Annotated in this window: 16 protein-coding genes; 9 read left to right on the top strand and 7 right to left on the bottom strand. The window is 60.5% G+C overall.

The features are described from left to right. Window positions 1–78: 78 nt before the first annotated feature. Together A9K65_RS20115 and A9K65_RS20110 are read right to left on the bottom strand one after the other, a co-directional pair. Window positions 79–1,257 carry an acetate/propionate family kinase gene (locus A9K65_RS20115; protein WP_064994306.1) on the bottom strand — a complete coding sequence of 393 codons (1,179 nt, stop codon included), beginning with the start codon at window positions 1,255–1,257 and terminating at the stop codon, window positions 79–81. Beyond that, window positions 1,254–3,665, bottom strand: coding sequence for a phosphoketolase family protein (locus A9K65_RS20110; protein WP_064994305.1), 2,412 nt, complete (start codon window positions 3,663–3,665; stop codon window positions 1,254–1,256). Before A9K65_RS20110 ends, A9K65_RS20115 begins: the two co-directional genes overlap by 4 nt. A 264-nt stretch (window positions 3,666–3,929) precedes the next feature. On the opposite strand from A9K65_RS20110, the gene A9K65_RS20105 reads away from it, so the two are divergent. The 4 genes from A9K65_RS20105 (at window position 3,930) to A9K65_RS20090 (ending at window position 6,985) form a co-directional block, all read left to right on the top strand. Then, window positions 3,930–5,921: a protein-L-isoaspartate(D-aspartate) O-methyltransferase gene (locus A9K65_RS20105; RefSeq protein ID WP_013531531.1), complete on the top strand. Its 1,992-nt coding sequence runs from the start codon at window positions 3,930–3,932 to the stop codon at window positions 5,919–5,921. Between the two features lie 97 nt (window positions 5,922–6,018). Further along, the gene (locus A9K65_RS20100; RefSeq protein ID WP_013531530.1) at window positions 6,019–6,225 is read left to right on the top strand and encodes a hypothetical protein; all 207 of its coding nucleotides are present in this window, start codon (window positions 6,019–6,021) and stop codon (window positions 6,223–6,225) included. A 47-nt stretch (window positions 6,226–6,272) separates the two neighbouring features. Beyond that, a complete protein-coding gene (locus A9K65_RS20095) occupies window positions 6,273–6,743 on the top strand; it encodes a YbhB/YbcL family Raf kinase inhibitor-like protein (RefSeq protein ID WP_013531529.1) in 471 nt (156 codons plus the stop codon). Between the two features lie 83 nt (window positions 6,744–6,826). Continuing rightward, the gene (locus A9K65_RS20090; protein WP_013531528.1) at window positions 6,827–6,985 is read left to right on the top strand and encodes a hypothetical protein; all 159 of its coding nucleotides are present in this window, start codon (window positions 6,827–6,829) and stop codon (window positions 6,983–6,985) included. A 106-nt stretch (window positions 6,986–7,091) separates the two neighbouring features. Here A9K65_RS20090 and A9K65_RS20085 read toward each other — a convergent pair whose 3' ends face one another. Further along, a complete protein-coding gene (locus tag A9K65_RS20085; RefSeq protein WP_013531527.1) occupies window positions 7,092–7,520 on the bottom strand; it encodes a hypothetical protein in 429 nt (142 codons plus the stop codon). A 192-nt stretch (window positions 7,521–7,712) separates the two neighbouring features. Here A9K65_RS20085 and A9K65_RS20080 point away from each other — a divergent pair, with 192 nt between their 5' ends. After that, on the top strand, window positions 7,713–9,620 hold the full coding sequence (locus A9K65_RS20080) for a DUF4396 domain-containing protein (RefSeq protein WP_064994302.1): 1,908 nt from the start codon (window positions 7,713–7,715) through the stop codon (window positions 9,618–9,620). Between the two features lie 55 nt (window positions 9,621–9,675). On the opposite strand, the gene A9K65_RS20075 is transcribed toward A9K65_RS20080, so the two are convergent. Both A9K65_RS20075 and A9K65_RS20070 read right to left on the bottom strand, forming a co-directional pair. Then, complete coding sequence (locus tag A9K65_RS20075; RefSeq protein ID WP_013531525.1) at window positions 9,676–9,834, bottom strand: hypothetical protein; 159 nt, start codon at window positions 9,832–9,834, stop codon at window positions 9,676–9,678. Between the two features lie 131 nt (window positions 9,835–9,965). Further along, the gene (locus tag A9K65_RS20070) at window positions 9,966–10,193 is read right to left on the bottom strand and encodes a hypothetical protein (protein ID WP_013531524.1); all 228 of its coding nucleotides are present in this window, start codon (window positions 10,191–10,193) and stop codon (window positions 9,966–9,968) included. A gap of 185 nt (window positions 10,194–10,378) precedes the next feature. On the opposite strand from A9K65_RS20070, the gene A9K65_RS20065 reads away from it, so the two are divergent. From A9K65_RS20065 to A9K65_RS20050, 3 genes are all read left to right on the top strand, one after another. Beyond that, complete coding sequence (locus tag A9K65_RS20065; RefSeq protein WP_244514301.1) at window positions 10,379–10,840, top strand: hypothetical protein; 462 nt, start codon at window positions 10,379–10,381, stop codon at window positions 10,838–10,840. Window positions 10,841–10,895: 55 nt separating this feature from the next. Then, window positions 10,896–12,086: an NADH-quinone oxidoreductase subunit D gene (locus tag A9K65_RS20060; protein WP_063168035.1), complete on the top strand. Its 1,191-nt coding sequence runs from the start codon at window positions 10,896–10,898 to the stop codon at window positions 12,084–12,086. Window positions 12,087–12,487: 401 nt separating this feature from the next. Further along, on the top strand, window positions 12,488–12,673 hold the full coding sequence (locus A9K65_RS20050) for a hypothetical protein (protein WP_013531520.1): 186 nt from the start codon (window positions 12,488–12,490) through the stop codon (window positions 12,671–12,673). A gap of 39 nt (window positions 12,674–12,712) precedes the next feature. Here the strand turns inward: A9K65_RS20050 and A9K65_RS20045 are convergent, their stop codons facing one another. Beyond that, window positions 12,713–13,462 (bottom strand): metallophosphoesterase, encoded by a 750-nt coding sequence (locus A9K65_RS20045; RefSeq protein WP_013531519.1) that lies wholly within the window; start codon window positions 13,460–13,462, stop codon window positions 12,713–12,715. Next, entirely contained in the window at window positions 13,455–14,264 is an 810-nt protein-coding gene (locus A9K65_RS20040) for a nucleotidyltransferase family protein (RefSeq protein ID WP_063168036.1), read from the bottom strand. The genes A9K65_RS20045 and A9K65_RS20040 overlap by 8 nt, the downstream gene beginning before the upstream one ends. Window positions 14,265–14,639: 375 nt before the next feature. Here A9K65_RS20040 and A9K65_RS20035 point away from each other — a divergent pair, with 375 nt between their 5' ends. Further along, on the top strand, window positions 14,640–15,551 hold the full coding sequence (locus tag A9K65_RS20035; RefSeq protein ID WP_064994301.1) for an agmatinase: 912 nt from the start codon (window positions 14,640–14,642) through the stop codon (window positions 15,549–15,551). The last annotated feature ends 1 nt before the right edge of the window (window position 15,552 follow it).

Below are 15,552 nucleotides of genomic sequence, written 5' to 3'. Positions count from 1 at the left end.
TTTCGTACAGGGAATACCCTTGCCCGGGCTTTCATCGGGCCGAACCGACAGCCGATTTTCCGATGCCGAGGCGAGCGTTCAGGCTTGCATCACCATGCGGCTGTGACGTGCAACGACACTTTCCTCATCGGTCGCAATCACGCGTACTTCCACCTTGCTCTCGGGACGACTGAGGATCTCGGCGTGGGTGTTGTTGGCGCGATCTTCAAGCACCACGCCAAGCCAGGTCAATTTTTCGCATATGGCCTTGCGGATGGTCGCGGACCGTTCGCCGATGCCGGCGGTGAACACCAGGCATTCAAGGCCACCCATCGTGTTTGCAAGCGCCGCGGCCTCTCTCGCGGCGCGAAAGGCGAAAAGCGCCATCGCCTCTTGCGCGCGAGGATCATTGCTCGCTTCGAGCGTCCTCATGTCGCCGGAAATACCGGATACGCCGAGCAGGCCCGACTTCTCGTAGAGCATCGCCTGCAGTTCTTCCGCCGCGATGCCTCTTTCCAGCAGGAAATACAACAGCACGCCGGGATCGATGGCGCCGCACCGCGTGCCCATGACGAGGCCATCCAGGGCCGAAAAACCCATCGTGGTATCGATGCTTTTGCCCCCGTGCAGGGCGCAAAGACTTGCCCCATTGCCGAGATGGGCGACGATCGTGTGTTTCGCCGCGAAAATTGGCGATATCTCGCTGAGCCGCCCGGCGATGTATTCATAGGAGAGACCGTGGAACCCGTAGCGGCGCAAGCCTTGCTGTTCATACTGGCGCGGAAGGGCAAAGCGCCGCACGAGCGGATCGATCGTCTGGTGGAAAGCGGTGTCGAAACAGCCAACCTGTGGCAGGTCCGGTTGCAAGGCGGCTATTGCACGGACGGGCGCGAGACTGCGAGGCTGATGCAGCGGAGCAAGCGGCGTAAGTTTGTCGATGGCGTCGATGATGTCTGGGGTCAGACGGACAGGTTCGATGAACTCGCTTCCGCCATGCACGATGCGATGGCCGGCGCAGATCAGGTTTCTTTCCCCAATTTCGCCCTGCACCCAATTCAGCATCTCGCCTATGGCCGCGTCACGCCGCTTGTCGGCGGTGAGCGGACGATCGCACTGCACCGTTCCGTCGGCCGCTTTTGCGCGCAGTGTGGGTTTGTCGCCCAGGTCCAGCGTGCCGCGTGAAACGAGTTGCATATCCCGTGATGAGACAAGATCGTAAAGCGCGAACTTGATGCTGGACGAGCCGGCATTCAGCGCCAGGATCGACCGACGCGTCATTGGCGTACCTTTGTCGCGGCTTTGTCGGGCCAGCTCCATTTCTGGATTTCGGGCATGTCTTCGCCGTGCTCGCGCACATAGGCCTTGTGCTTCGCCAACCTGCCGTGGAGTTCGCCGGCAAGCCCTTCGGCCCTTTCGGCCAGTCCCGGCACGCGTTCGATGGCGGCGAGCGCGAGATGGTAGCGGTCGAGTTCATTGAGCACCACCATGTCGAATGGCGTCGTCGTGGTGCCCTCCTCGCGGAAGCCATGCACATGCATGTTGTCATGGTTGGCGCGGCGGTATGTCAGGCGATGAATGAGATAGGGATAGCCGTGATAGGCGAAGATGACGGGCCGTGTTTTCGTGAACAACGCGTCGAAGTCCCCGTCGGGCAGGCCGTGCGGATGCTCCGTGTTCGACTGCAATGTCATCAGATCGACAACATTGACGACGCGGATTTTCAGGTCGGGGATCGCGGAGCGCAGAATGTCTGTCGCGGCCAGTGTTTCCAGGGTCGGCACATCGCCGGCGCAGGCCATGACCACATCGGGCTCCTCGTGCTGAGGAACCGTGCCGGCCCATTCCCAGATGCCCGCTCCAGCTTTGCAATGCGCTCCGGCTTCTTCAATGGACAGCCATTGCGGTCCCGGCTGCTTGCCGGCGGTGATGACATTGATGCGGTTATAGGTTCTCAGGCAATGATCGGTGATCCACAACAGGGTGTTGGCGTCCGGCGGGAAATAGAGCCTTACCGTGTCGGCCTTCTTGTTGGCGACCAGATCGGCAAAGCCCGGATCCTGATGGCTGAAACCATTGTGATCCTGCCGCCAGACATGCGAGGTCAAAAGGTAATTGAGCGAGGCGATCGGCTTGCGCCAAGCGAGCTCGCCGGAGGTCTTCAGCCATTTGGCATGCTGGTTGACCATCGAATCGACGATATGAATGAAGGCCTCATAGCATGAAAACAGGCCATGGCGGCCGGTGAGCAGATAGCCTTCAAGCCAGCCCTGGCAGAGATGCTCGCTCAGCACTTCCATGACGCGACCATCACGGGAAAGATGGACGTCATAGGGCTCGATGCGCTCCATCCAGATCCGATCGGTGACCTCGAACACGTCGTCGAGGCGGTTGGAGGATGTCTCGTCCGGCCCCATCAGGCGGAAGTTTCGCGCCTCGGCATTGAGGCGGAACACCTCGCGAAGATAGCTTCCGCAAATCCGCGTCGCCTCGGCAATGACGCCACCTGGACGCGGCACTTCCAGGGCCAGGCTTTTCCAATCTGGAAGCATCAGATCGCGCTTCAGCAGGCCGCCATTTGCGTACGGGCTTGCGCCCATGCGCCTTGTCCCTGTCGGGGCAAGTGCCGCAAGCTCCGGCAACAGGTGCCCGCTTTCGTCGAACAGCTCTCCCGGTTCGTAGCTTCGCATCCAGTTTTCGAGGATCTTGCGGTGCTCCTCATTCCCTCGAGCGTTCGATACCGGCACTTGATGCGAGCGCCAGAAACCCTCGACTTTTTCGCCATCGACCTCCTTCGGCCCGGTCCATCCCTTGGGGCTGCGCAGCACGATCATCGGCCATTTCGGGCGTTGACCATGCCATCCCGGCGCCCGTGCCTGCTCCTGAATGGAACGGATGCGATCGAGCACCGTGTCGAGCGTCGCGGCCATGGACCGGTGCATGGCAAGCGGCTCGTGGCCTTCGACGAAGAACGGTTCGTAGCCATAGCCGGCGAAAAGGTCTCGCAATTCCTGATCGTCCATGCGGCCGAGGATCGTCGGATTGGCGATCTTGTAGCCGTTTAGATGCAGGATCGGCAGGACGGCGCCGTCCGACGCTGGGTTCAGGAACTTGTTGGAATGCCATGCCGCCGCCAGCGGACCGGTCTCGGCTTCGCCGTCACCAACGACGCAGGCAACCACCAGACCCGGATTGTCGAAGGCCGCACCGAAGGCATGAACCAATGCATATCCCAATTCGCCGCCCTCATGGATGGAGCCTGGCGTCTCGGGCGCGGCATGGCTTGGCACGCCACCGGGAAAGGAAAACTGCCGGAACAGTTTCCTGAGGCCGTCTTCGCCCTGCCCGATATCGGGATAGATCTCGCTATAGGTGCCCTCGAGCCATGTGTTGGCGACCATTGCGGGACCGCCATGGCCCGGGCCGCAGATAAACAGAACATCGAGGTCGCGTTCGCGGATAACGCGGTTCAGATGCAGGTAGAGAAAATTCAGGCCCGGCGTCGTGCCCCAATGGCCAAGTAACCGAGGCTTGACGTGCTCGGCCTTCAACGGTTCGCGCAACAGCGGATTGTCGAGCAGATAGATCTGGCCGACCGAGATGTAATTCGCGGCGCGCCAGTAACGGTCCATGAGGTCGATCCGTTCGTGGCCGATAGCCTGCGGCGTCGCGGCAGCCTTGTCGTTCATCGACATCTCCAGCTTTCGGTTCGCTGGTGATAACTGGGGCATCTTTGCGCTTGAGCAACCCCCGACTGCCGCCGTCCGGGACAGTGTCGCGACCCGAGCGGCCAAGAGACCGGTCGCTATCCCGCTGGAGCGAGCGGCTCTGTCCGCAAATAGGCGGGAACCTTGAAGTCCTCCAGCGGTTAGAAACTGGAATCGCGAAGGCCAGGTTCAAGGCAGCTACCGCGAAGGACAACCTCGAAGCGTTGCACCAAAGGGAGCTAAAAAATGCTCGATCTTCCTCGTGCCCGTGATCGAATGGTCAATATCCACGTCGGCCGGCGTGGCATCCATGACCGTGAAATTCTGCAGGCGATGCGCGAAGTTCCACGCGAGGCCTTCGTAGAACCCGGTTTCGAGGAATTTGCTTATGAAGACACGCCGCTGCCGATCGCCGACGGCCAGACCATATCGCAACCCTACATCGTCGCATTCATGATCGAAATGGCGGACGTCAAACCGGGTGACCACGTGCTCGAAATCGGCACCGGCTCGGGTTACGCCGCCGCGGTGATGAGCCGGATCGTCGAACAGGTCTACACCATAGAGCGTCATCCCGGTTTGGCAGAAACGGCGAAACGGCGGTTTGAAAAACTCGGCTATCGAAACATCGAGGTCCGGACAGGCGATGGCACCAAGGGCTGGCCGCAGGCGGCGCCGTTCGATGCCATCGTGGTGACAGCCAGCGGTCCCGGCGCACCGCTCGCCCTTCAGGAGCAACTCGATGTCGGCGGCAGGCTCGTCATTCCGGTCGGCGACGACCCCGATTTGCAACGCCTGCTCAAAGTCACCCGGACAGGTGCCGCAACCTACAGCGAGGAGGATTTCGGCGGCGTGCGCTTCGTCCCTCTCATCGGCGAGCAGGGTTGGTCGGAAAACGGCACCGTCACCAAGGTCGGTCGTCCACTTCGACATCCGCATCCAATCAGCCTGCCCGATATGATCGCGGCCGCGGCTGAACCGCTGCCCGATTTCGACGATCCGGCCTTCGGCGCATTGTTCGACCGGTTCGCCGACCGGCGCGTCGTTCTGCTTGGCGAGGCAAGCCATGGCACGTCCGAGTTCTACAGGGCGCGCGCGGCGATCACCCGCAGGCTTATCGAACGGCACGGCTTCACCATCGTCGCGGTCGAGGCGGACTGGCCCGATGCGGCGGCGATCGACCGCTACGTTCGCCATCGTCGGCCGCGAACAGGCGCCGGTGCGCCATTCCAGCGGTTTCCGACGTGGATGTGGCGCAACACCGATGTCGCGGCCTTCTCCGACTGGATGCGCCGTCGCAACGAGAAGCTAGAACCTTCGGAGCAAGCAGGGTTCTACGGCCTGGACATCTACAATATGAGCGGGTCCATAGGCGCGGTCCTCGACTATCTCGACCGGGTCGATCCCCAGGCAGCCAAGATTGCACGCGAACGGTATGGTTGCCTGACGCCCTGGCAACACGAACCGTCTACCTACGGCCGTGCGGTGCTCACCGCCGGCTATAAAAAATGCGAGAAAGCCGTGCTGGAACAATGCCGGGACTTGCTCGCCAGACAACTCGATTATGCAAAACAGGACGGAACCGACTTTCTCGACGCCAGTCAGAATGCCCGGCTGATCGCGTCCGCCGAACACTACTACCGGATCATGTACTATGGCGGTGCGGAGTCCTGGAACCTGCGCGACACCCATATGTTCGAGACCTTGGAACATTTGTTGGACGCCGGCGGCCCCAACTCCAAGGCGGTGGTGTGGGCGCACAATTCCCATATCGGCGATGCCCGCTTTACCGAGATGGGTGTCGTCAGGGACGAACTGAACATCGGTCAGCTCTGCCGGCAGCGTTTCGGCGATGAGGCAGCGCTAGTCGGTATGGGCACGCATTCCGGCACTGTAGCGGCCGCAAGCGACTGGGATGGCGAAATGGAGGTGAAGCAGGTTCGCGCGTCGCACGCCGACAGCTACGAACGGCTTTGCCACGATTCTCTCGTGTCGCGGTTCCTGCTCGACCTCGGGCGCGACAAGACGCTGCGTGAGCGGCTGCTGGAACGCAGGCTGGAGCGATTCATCGGGGTAATCTACCGGCCGGAAACCGAGCTGGGCAGCCACTATGCGGACGCTTCCCTGCCCCAGCAGTTCGACGCGTTCCTATGGTTCGACAAAACCGCGGCAGTGACGCCGCTTGGCCCGGAGCATGCAAGAACCGGCGTTCCCGACACCTATCCATTCGGGCTCTAACCGGCGCGCGCGGCGAGCCGATGAAGCAGAGCCCTGGAACCGGAACGGTTATCTGGCTTGCATTTTTAAACTGAAATCCCGTCGAAGGAGTTTTCTCATGACCGGAACCAAACATCCGAAATGGAAAAAACCCAGCGATGCCGACTTGGCGAACAATCCTGGTATCGGGACTTCCAAGGGAACGATCAAGGAAGGCGAAGAGTTCGAGCTTGAAGGCGAGAACACGGTCGAAGGCGATGTCGAGAACGACACGACCGCTGCTGGCGGGATCGATCCAAGACAAAAGATGCGGACCAACAAATAGCATGCCGTTGGCATCGCTGCGATCAACTTCCCCGGAAGGAGTGAACCATGCCACTTGCCCTCAGCAGCGCCGCCTTTGCCGAAGGCGGACCAATACCCGAAAGATATACACGAGACGGCAAAAACGTATCGCCGCCGCTGAAATGGTCTGGAGTACCGGACGACGCCAAAAGCCTCGTTCTCGTCGTTCAGGATCCTGATGCGCCGAGCGGAACGTTTGGTCATTGGGCGGTGTTCAACATCTCCGCGGAGACAAGGGAACTTCCCGAGGCGGAAAGCGGCAAGCCAGGTCCCGGTGCCCTTAGGCAAGCAACAAACGATTTTGGCAACGCCTATTACGACGGCCCTGAACCCCCGGTCGGACATGGCGTCCACCATTACCATTTCCGGCTGGCCGCGCTCGACACGCCGAGCCTTGCCATTCCGGCCAGCGCAGGCGTCGAGCGCATCTGGCGGGAGGCGCAGAAACACTCGCTCGAGCAGGCAGAACTCATCGGAACCTACGAACGCAATCCGTAAGTTGATGACCGAGGTGGCATTACCCTGCTGCTGCGCGGAACGGTTCTCCTCCTTGCCGGTTGTCTGGGAAAGGAGATGCCGCCATGTTTGGAGATATCATGTGGTTGGTCGTCGTTGCCGGCGGCCCATTGTTGCTGATCGTGCTGTTGGCCTATGCCGTTATCGCACGCCGCCGGCGTGGGCCCGCCGAACGAAGGGAAAGCGACCGGGCGACCGACCGGCTATACCAGGACAAGCGTTGATCCGCATCGCAAGATATCCGATCGGAAGACATCCAATCGGCAAGACATCCAATCGGCAAGACAGGGGATCGTAAGCCGCAGCGGGCGACGACGATCCCCAACTGGGTCAGCGCATTATCCTTTGCCGCAACCACGCAAAGAACCTGCCGCTGACGGCTGAGCGGACTCGCGTCGCAGCCCAGCGCGCTTTCATGGTTGAGCCGACGTGGCAATCGCAGACGATGTCGTGCAACTGCCAGTCGTTCAGCTCGAAAAAGCGCTTTGCCTCGCCGTAGGTATCGTCTTTCAAACCCGATGCGCGCAGCACGGGATCTTCGAAAGCAACCGAAATTGCGGTTCCCTCGCCCCGCATCATTGCACGTGCTTCGGGGTGCAGATGTTCGGTGCCTGCAAACGCGCCAAGGCATCGCTCGGGATTACGCTCCAGCAGTTCAGCCCAGCGCTCTATGCGCTGATTTCGTGTCATTGCGGAATATGCAGCCGACGATTCAATCTTGGCGACGGCATGCAGTTGGTCGAGTGTTTGATGTTTCATGGCCAGCTCCTGTTGAGGCAGCGAAGCGCCCACGCCTTCAAGGGAATTACCGCGCCGTAATGCTTCGACAAGAGCGCCAGGCTGGAGAATTCGACACAACCGGATTGGGCCGGCGGGATCATAAACACACGTGCTGCGTTCATCGGCGGGGGCTGCTTGTGACAAGCCGCTGATCCGCGACGGGATGCATCCATGTTCATCCAGCCAATCGACTATTTCCTTGCCGTCTGGTTCGCTCTTGCCGCCGCCTCGACGCTCTATGTCGGCTTCGATCAATACCGCAACAATCCCGAACCGGTGGTGATGAAATGGGGTTTCATCCTGGTGACCCTCTATATGGGTCCATTGGGGCTGCTGCTTTATGTGCTTGCAGACAAGGAGCCACGACCGGGCGAGCATGAAGACTTCACCAGGCCGCTGTGGAAGCAGGGCGTCGGTTCGACCATCCACTGCGTTGCCGGCGATGCAACCGGCATCATTCTCGCGGCGGTCATCACGGCAACGCTTGGCCTGCCGATGTGGCTCGACCTCATCGTCGAATATCTGGCGGGTTTCGCCTTCGGCCTGTTCATCTTCCAGTCGCTGTTCATGAAATCGATGATGGGCGGCACCTACTGGGAGAATGTGCGCAAGAGCTTCCTGCCCGAGTTCATCTCGATGAATTTCATGATGGCCGGCATGGCGCCCGTCATGAGCTTCCTGATGATGGGGCGCGACATGCGCGCGATGGAGCCGACCGAGCTCTTGTTCTGGGGCGTGATGTCGATCGGCGTCATTGCCGGCTTCACACTTGCTTATCCCGCCAATGTCTGGCTGGTCGCCCGCGGACTGAAGCACGGGTTGATGACGCAGCGCCCGCAGGCGGCCGAAATGAGCAGTCGAGAGCCGACCGCCCAGCAACAGCACGCTACGCATCATGCCCGCGCCGGCGATGATCGACGACAAGGCCACGCCAACACATCCCACAAATCCAAACGCAGCGGCCATCAGATAGAGACGGACGCCACGACGCCGCAGATAGCAGCCCTCGGCATGGTCTCGGTGCTGGCGCTGGCGATTGGCATGGCCGCACCGGCGAACTGGCTGAACCTGACGCTTTCGGCACGTGACGTCGGCGGGGCGATCATGCCGCAAGGCATGATCATGGGCCGCGACACGCCGGCGGAAGCCATGCGTGACATGGCTGCAACCGATCCGCATCGCGTCACGGCATCCTATGGCCTTGCCGCCAAGGGCGACCAGGAACTGCCATTCCGCCTGGAGAACGGCGTCAAGGTGTTCGACCTCAGGCCCTCAGTGGTCCGCTGGCAGATCCTGCCCAATGTCGCGGTCGACGCCTATGCCTACAACGGCCAGATTCCCGGTCCGCGCATCCACATTCGCCAGGGCGATAAGGTTCGCATCGACGTCACCAATGACCTGCCTGAGGAGACCACGGTGCATTGGCACGGCATGATCCTGCCGAACCAGATGGATGGGCCCGCCGAGATCACCCAGCCGCCGATCGAGCCTGGGCAATCCTATTCCTACGAATTCACCGCGACCCAGCACGGGACCTATTTCTATCATCCGCATGCCAAGCCGGACCGTACCCAGGCGCTGGGGCTCTATGGGGCGCTGATCATCGAGCCTGCCAATCCCGCCGACGAGATTCGGGCTGACCACGACTATGTGATCGAACTTCAGGAATGGCTGGTGCGCGATGGACTGACCTACCCTTCGATGCCGATGGAAGGCGGTATGCCGAACTTCTTCACCATCAACGGCAAGGCCTATCCCGCAACCGACGCCATCCCCATGAAGGTGGGCGAGACGCTGAAGGTGCGTTTCATCGGCACCAATAATGGCTTCGTCCATCCCATGCACATCCATGGCGGACCCTTCGAGGTCGTCGCTCGTGACGGTGAGACGCTTCCTCCCTCGGCGCGCTTTCTGGCCGATACGATCAATGTCGGGCCAGGACAGCGCTATGACGTCGTCTGGAAGGCACGGCGTCCAGGCAAGTGGCTCATCCATTGCCACATCCCGCATCACACGACGAACAACAATGTCGAGGAAAAGGGCGGCGGCGGGCTGATGGTCGTGATCGACGTCGGTTAGATCTGCCACCCCCCTGTGGATTTACCTGTGTCATCGGGGGGCGCGTTGTTGCGCGCTACTTCTTGATAATGGTTCCGTTGCGCAAGTCGAATGCTTCGGTACCGCGAGCCTGGCGGTAGAAATCATCCTGCAATTCACCCCATTCGCCGAGAAAGGCGCCGCAATTGCTGCAATGAATTGGCGTCGACTCGTTGGCGTCGTCGGGAATGTCCATTTGGATGGTCCCACAAGCCTTGCAATCGAGTTTGTCGTCCAGCCGTCGTCCCATTTCCCAATGATTGCGCATTTTCGACCATGAGCCAATTGTCGATTTCGTACCAAATCGCATCGACCATGGCTCATCGGTCAATCGCGAGAGTCAAAAAGGACGGCCAGACCCAGTTCCCGTGCCAGCTCGATGATCGTCTCCATCAATTCATCATCTGTATCCTGCAAATAAGGCGCGTCCCTGCGAGCGGCCTCTATCGCCGCTTTGACCGAAACGATGTCGCCGTATCGCGCACTTCGAAGCTCTTCTGCCAGAAACGCCTTGGCGGTACCGACAGGTCTTATTGCCCATCTGGCGATGCTCATGCGGCTCCCTCCCATGGTCACCTCAGCTTCATTTTGATCCTGTCCAAGGTGCAGATCAATCGATGGTACGATTCCGTACGGAGCTGCCCAACCGATTGGAGACAGCCGTGTGACGAACGCCTTGGCCAGGGTTTTCGGCGTCTCTCTGGGGTGAGTTGGGGCGAAATCGCCCGGTGGGACCGGCCTTGCGGAACCATCGCTCAGCATGGGGGTTTCTTCAAAATCTCCCTCGAAGAATGCAAGGAGCGACCATGCGCATGTTGACGATAGCTGTCGCGCTTTCCGGGGCGGTCACCATTCAGCCCGTCTACGCCCAAACTATCGGACCGCAGCTTCCCCAGGTGACGCCACCGCAGGGCGAAGCGCAGCCGGAGCTGGCGCCGCCCGATCCAGGCTCTGCCGGTTTGAATTTCACCGGCGTCGCCATTGTCGCCGTCGAGGATTTGCCGGACGAAATCAAGGCGCAGGCCGATGCCGTGATTAACCAGACCAGCGCCGAAGATTTGCTTCGCCTGCAAAGCTCCGTCGATGCCTCACCTCAGGCGACGTCGGCTTTGAGAGCGAATGGGCTCAATTCCTCGCAGGTTGTCGCTGCAAACATAGATGGCGATGGCACGCTGACGCTGATCATTCAGACGACGACTTGAGGCATCGAACCATACGCATCACTGAATCGACGAAATGCAGTCGCGGAGAGCAGCAATGGTCGAAGCCGCCGTTCGCAACTTCACCATCAATTTCGGGCCACAGCACCCCTCCGCCCATGGTGTTCTTCGGTTGGTGCTCGAACTGGACGGCGAGATCGTCGAGCGTGCCGATCCGCATATTGGCTTGCTCCATCGAGGCACCGAAAAACTCATAGAGCACAAGAACTATTTGCAAGCGCTGCCCTATTTCGATCGGCTCGACTATGTCGCGCCGATGAACCAGGAGCATGCGTTCTGCCTCGCCGCCGAAAAACTGCTCGACATAACAGTTCCAAAGCGTGGGCAGCTTGTCCGTGTTCTTTTTTGCGAAATTGGCCGGCTTCTGTCGCATCTCCTCAATGTCACGACCCAGGCCATGGATATCGGCGCCCTGACGCCGCCGCTTTGGGGATTTGCGGAGCGCGAGAAGCTGATGGTCTTTTACGAGCGCGCCTCCGGCGCTCGCATGCATGCGAATTACTTCAGAATCGGCGGCGTGCACCAGGATTTGCCTGCGAAGCTTCTCGACGACATCTGGGCTTTCTGCGATCCGTTCCTCAAAGTCTGTGACAACCTCGACGATCTGCTCACCGGCAGCCGCATCTTCAAGCAGCGCAATGTCGATGTTGGTGTGATCGGGCTGGATGATGCCTGGCGCTGGGGATTTTCCGGCGTGATGGTACGCGGATCGGGCGCGGCATGGGATTTGCGCAAGGCACAGCCATACGAATGTTACCCTGACATGGATTTCGACATCCCCGTCGGCAAGAACGGAGACTGCTATGACCGTTATCTCGTCCGTATGGAGGAGATGCGCCAGTCGGTGCGGATCATGAAGCAATGCCTGGAAAAACTGCGGTCATCCGAAGGCCAGGGGCCGGTCGCGATTCCGAACCAGAAGATCACGCCGCCGCGGCGCGCCACGATGAAACGCTCTATGGAAGCGACCATCCAGCATTTCAAACTTTATACCGAGGGGCATCGCGTGCCGGCGGGAGAAGTCTACGCCGCGGTTGAAGCGCCAAAGGGAGAATTCGGCGTTTATCTGGTTTCTGACGGGGGCAACGTCCCTTACCGGTGCAAAATACGTGCGCCATCTTTCGCCCATCTGCAGGCGATGGATTTCCTGTCTCGAGGGCACATGATCGCCGACGTTGCCGCGATCATCGGGTCGCTCGACATCGTGTTTGGAGAGATAGATCGTTAGTCCTCGGCAGGTTGCGCGCTTGCCCCGCGATGCAGAAATTCCCTCTCATGCGTGGACGGGAGGCTCTTCATTCTCGTCGGGGTTGGGCAGCGGAGTCTCGTCCGGAAGCGTTTCCGGTTCGGGTTCCTCGATCGGCTCCGGCTTCCATGTTGGAGGCGGCACGGGCATATCGCGATTTGGGTCTGGCTGTCTTGGCTGTGGCATCTAACTGTCTCCGTTCAGTCGGAACAACTCGTCCGCCGTGGCATGGTTCCTGGCAGAATACAGCCATCGAGATCGTTGCGCCCTCAAGGCAGGCGCACGTTGGTCCGCCCACGGATGCCGGCGCAAAAGTTGCAGATCGTTCGGAACCGGTCGGATTTTCGAGCCGTTGTCGTCGAAATCGACCAAGGAGAAGCGTGATGAAGGACAAGTCAGGAGATATCGACCATACATTGCCGCAGGTCGCCATCGACGATCAGCAGGTGCGACAGCTGGCCGCCACGACCGATTTGCCGTCCAGGCAGGCACGCGAACTGGTGCGCCGTCACGGCAATGATCCGCGGAAGCTGGAAGAGTTGGCGAGGTCGATCAACGCCACCAACTGAGTCCAGGCCAATGGGCATCGACGGCGCAAGCCGTTGGCATCAGATTTCCAGCAAGGCGTAGGGGCGGCCGCCAGGCTTGGCCACATGCATGGCGACGTTGTAGACCTTGGCTCCGCCAGGCGTTTGGCCTTCGTAAGAACCGCGATGTGCATGACCGTGCACGACAGCACTGACCTGGAATCGATCGATCGTTTCGGCCAGACGTGAAGAGCCCAGAAACGGAAATATTTCCAGCGGTTCTCCCGCGACGGTGTCGGCAATCGGCGCGTAGTGAAGGATCACCAGCGTGCGCTTGGCCCGCACCTGGCGCATCGCATTTTCAAGTCGCATTGCCTCGTTCACGCTTTCCGCGACCATCGTCTTGATCGCCGGTTCCCCGAATGAGCCGAGCATGCGTGACCCGAAGCCGCCTATGAATCCCTTCACGCCGACAAAACCGACCTCCTCGATTTCGACTGTCTGCCCGTCGAGGAGGTGAACATGCGCCTGCCGCAGGATCTTCGTGACGTCTTCCACCGCACCGGACTCGTAGTCATGATTGCCGAGGACTGCCACAACCGGAATCGAGCAGTTGCGCAGATCCTCGGCCAGCATCTCCGCTTCACGAGGCTTGCCGAGATTGGTCAGATCTCCCGTGAGAACGAGAATGTCCGCTTCGCTCGATATCTCGCCGAAGAGGTCTCGATACGAGTTTTGCGCATCTTCCCGGACATGGAGATCCCCGACCGCGGCAACTTTGAGCGCGCGTGCGCCGTCCTTGGGCGCGCTGCTCTTGACGGGATCAGCCATCACGGAATTCTCCCACACCACCGACGCCGGCGAAGCCCCATTCCTTGACGTCGATCTCGTAGTCGGTTTGCGAAAGCAGCCGCCCACGGCAGATCTTCATCCTTGGAGACGGCAATTGCCGTTGCTTGGCGAGGCGGTCGAGCAATTCATCGAGCAACCAGGCCGGGATATGATCCCGCTCGCTCGGATAGATCCATCTGAAATTGATAAGCTGCATCAACAGAACCTCCCAATGAACCTCCAGATAAGAAAGCAGCCGGTGCCAATCGATCTGATCGCCCGCCTTGAGAATCGTATGAGCGATATCGGCGCCGTCGTGTCGCCCTCTGTCCTGGATAAAGCATTTGGACCAGATGAGTTCGGTCGGGCCGATGATCCGCACCCTGCTGCCCAACAGCTCGGTTTGGCGGGCGTGTTCCAGCCACAGGTCGCCAACAGGCACCGTGCCGTTGGCCGAGCCGAAGATGACGTCGAAGAAATGCGTGCCCTTGAACACCTTGCCGAGCCACCGGTCGTCCTCGATTTCGACGGCATATCCAAGCTGCTTGAAATGGGCGAGGATCCGCGCGTAGTCGCCTGCCTTGCAGAAGATATCGAGGTCCTTGGTCTGGCGGGTGACACCCGTATAGGCGCTTACCGCGTAGGTCCCGGCGACCAGAAAGGGAATGTCGGTGGCGGCAAGCTCGCGGATTGCTTCGGTATAAAATACCTCCGCCTCGGCATTTTTGAGCGTCGGCGCCGCCTTTGCGTCAATCATGGGAAGCGAGACCAGAACGTTTTCAGGCAATGGGCCATTGGTCATGAAACGATGACTCCGAATCCGGCAACCGGCAGTCGCCCGCTGTGGTAACAACGTGAACCCCGCCTGGTTCCGCTACCGGGCGGCCAGCCAAAGGTTCATTCTCGTCACGTACTGGAAATTTCGGGATCGCGCCTGCCGATCCAAGCCCGGCCCAACGTCATCGCCGGCGCGCAAGTCTCTATGTCGCCTCGGAATCGGCCCATGCCGCCGCCAATGTCCCATTGGCCCAAATTTGAAACACCCCGTGGGTGCTCGATCTCGATCGTTTTAGAGTTTATTGGGCTTACCCAATCGGGTACAAAGCTGAAGCCGAGGCGCTTGATCTAACCGCACCCCGATCGGCGTGCGCCAAGCCATCATCAGGACCATCAAGGCATGACCCCCTCGCCTCCCTTTCTCGGCTTTCCCGACCGTCTTGCAGATAGCCGCGTGCCTCGTGCGGTGATCTTCGGGGCCGGTCACGGCAGCACCTATCCCGGCAAGGACAGCAGCGGCTATGCCTTGGCCGCCAACGCCATCCGTGCTGCCAGCCAGGACGATGCCGCGTTCGTCGAGCACTGGGATTTCGATCTTGGCGGCCCGCTGTTCGACGGCAAGCCGGACTCTTGCGTCGACGCCGGCGATATCTTGACCACCATGCATGACAATGCCGGCAACCGGGCCAGGATCGAGGCAAAAACGCGCGAGATCCTGACGTTGCCGGCTGTGCCGATCCTGATCGGCGGCGACTGTTCCATGACCATTCCCTTCCTCGCCGGCTTTGCAGAGCACGGGCCGGTCTGGGTCCTGCAGGTCGACGCCCATATAGACTGGCGCGACGAGGTTCATGGCGAACGCCACGGCTATTCGAGCCCGATGCGCAGGGCGAGCGAGATGCCGCATGTCGCCGGCATGGTGCAGGTCGGTCTGCGCAGCGTCGGCAGCGCGCGCATCACCGAAATCGAAGCAGCCCGGCGCTATGGCAGCCGCTTCGTGACCGCCCGCGAGGTTCATGCCCAGGGCGTCGAAGCCGCGCTCCGGCATATTCCGGAAGGCGCGCGGGTCGTCGTCACCCTCGACTGCGACAGCCTTGATCCAAGCATCATGCCGGGCGTGGCGGCGCGTACACCCGGCGGCCTCACCTACACGCAGGTAATCGACCTGATCGCCGGCCTCGGCAAACGGGCCAGGATCGCAGGATTCGACCTTGTCGAGTTCTATCCTCCGGTCGATATTGACGGCCTGTCAGCGCTGACCGCCGCGCGCCTTCTCGTCAATGTGGTCGGCACCGTCGTCCGGCAGGTTTGAT

Origin of the sequence: Mesorhizobium sp. WSM1497 (genome assembly GCF_001672455.2) — a bacterium.
Taxonomy (GTDB): Bacteria; Pseudomonadota; Alphaproteobacteria; order Rhizobiales; family Rhizobiaceae; genus Mesorhizobium; species Mesorhizobium ciceri.
This window is presented reverse-complemented; position numbering and strand designations above follow the sequence as displayed.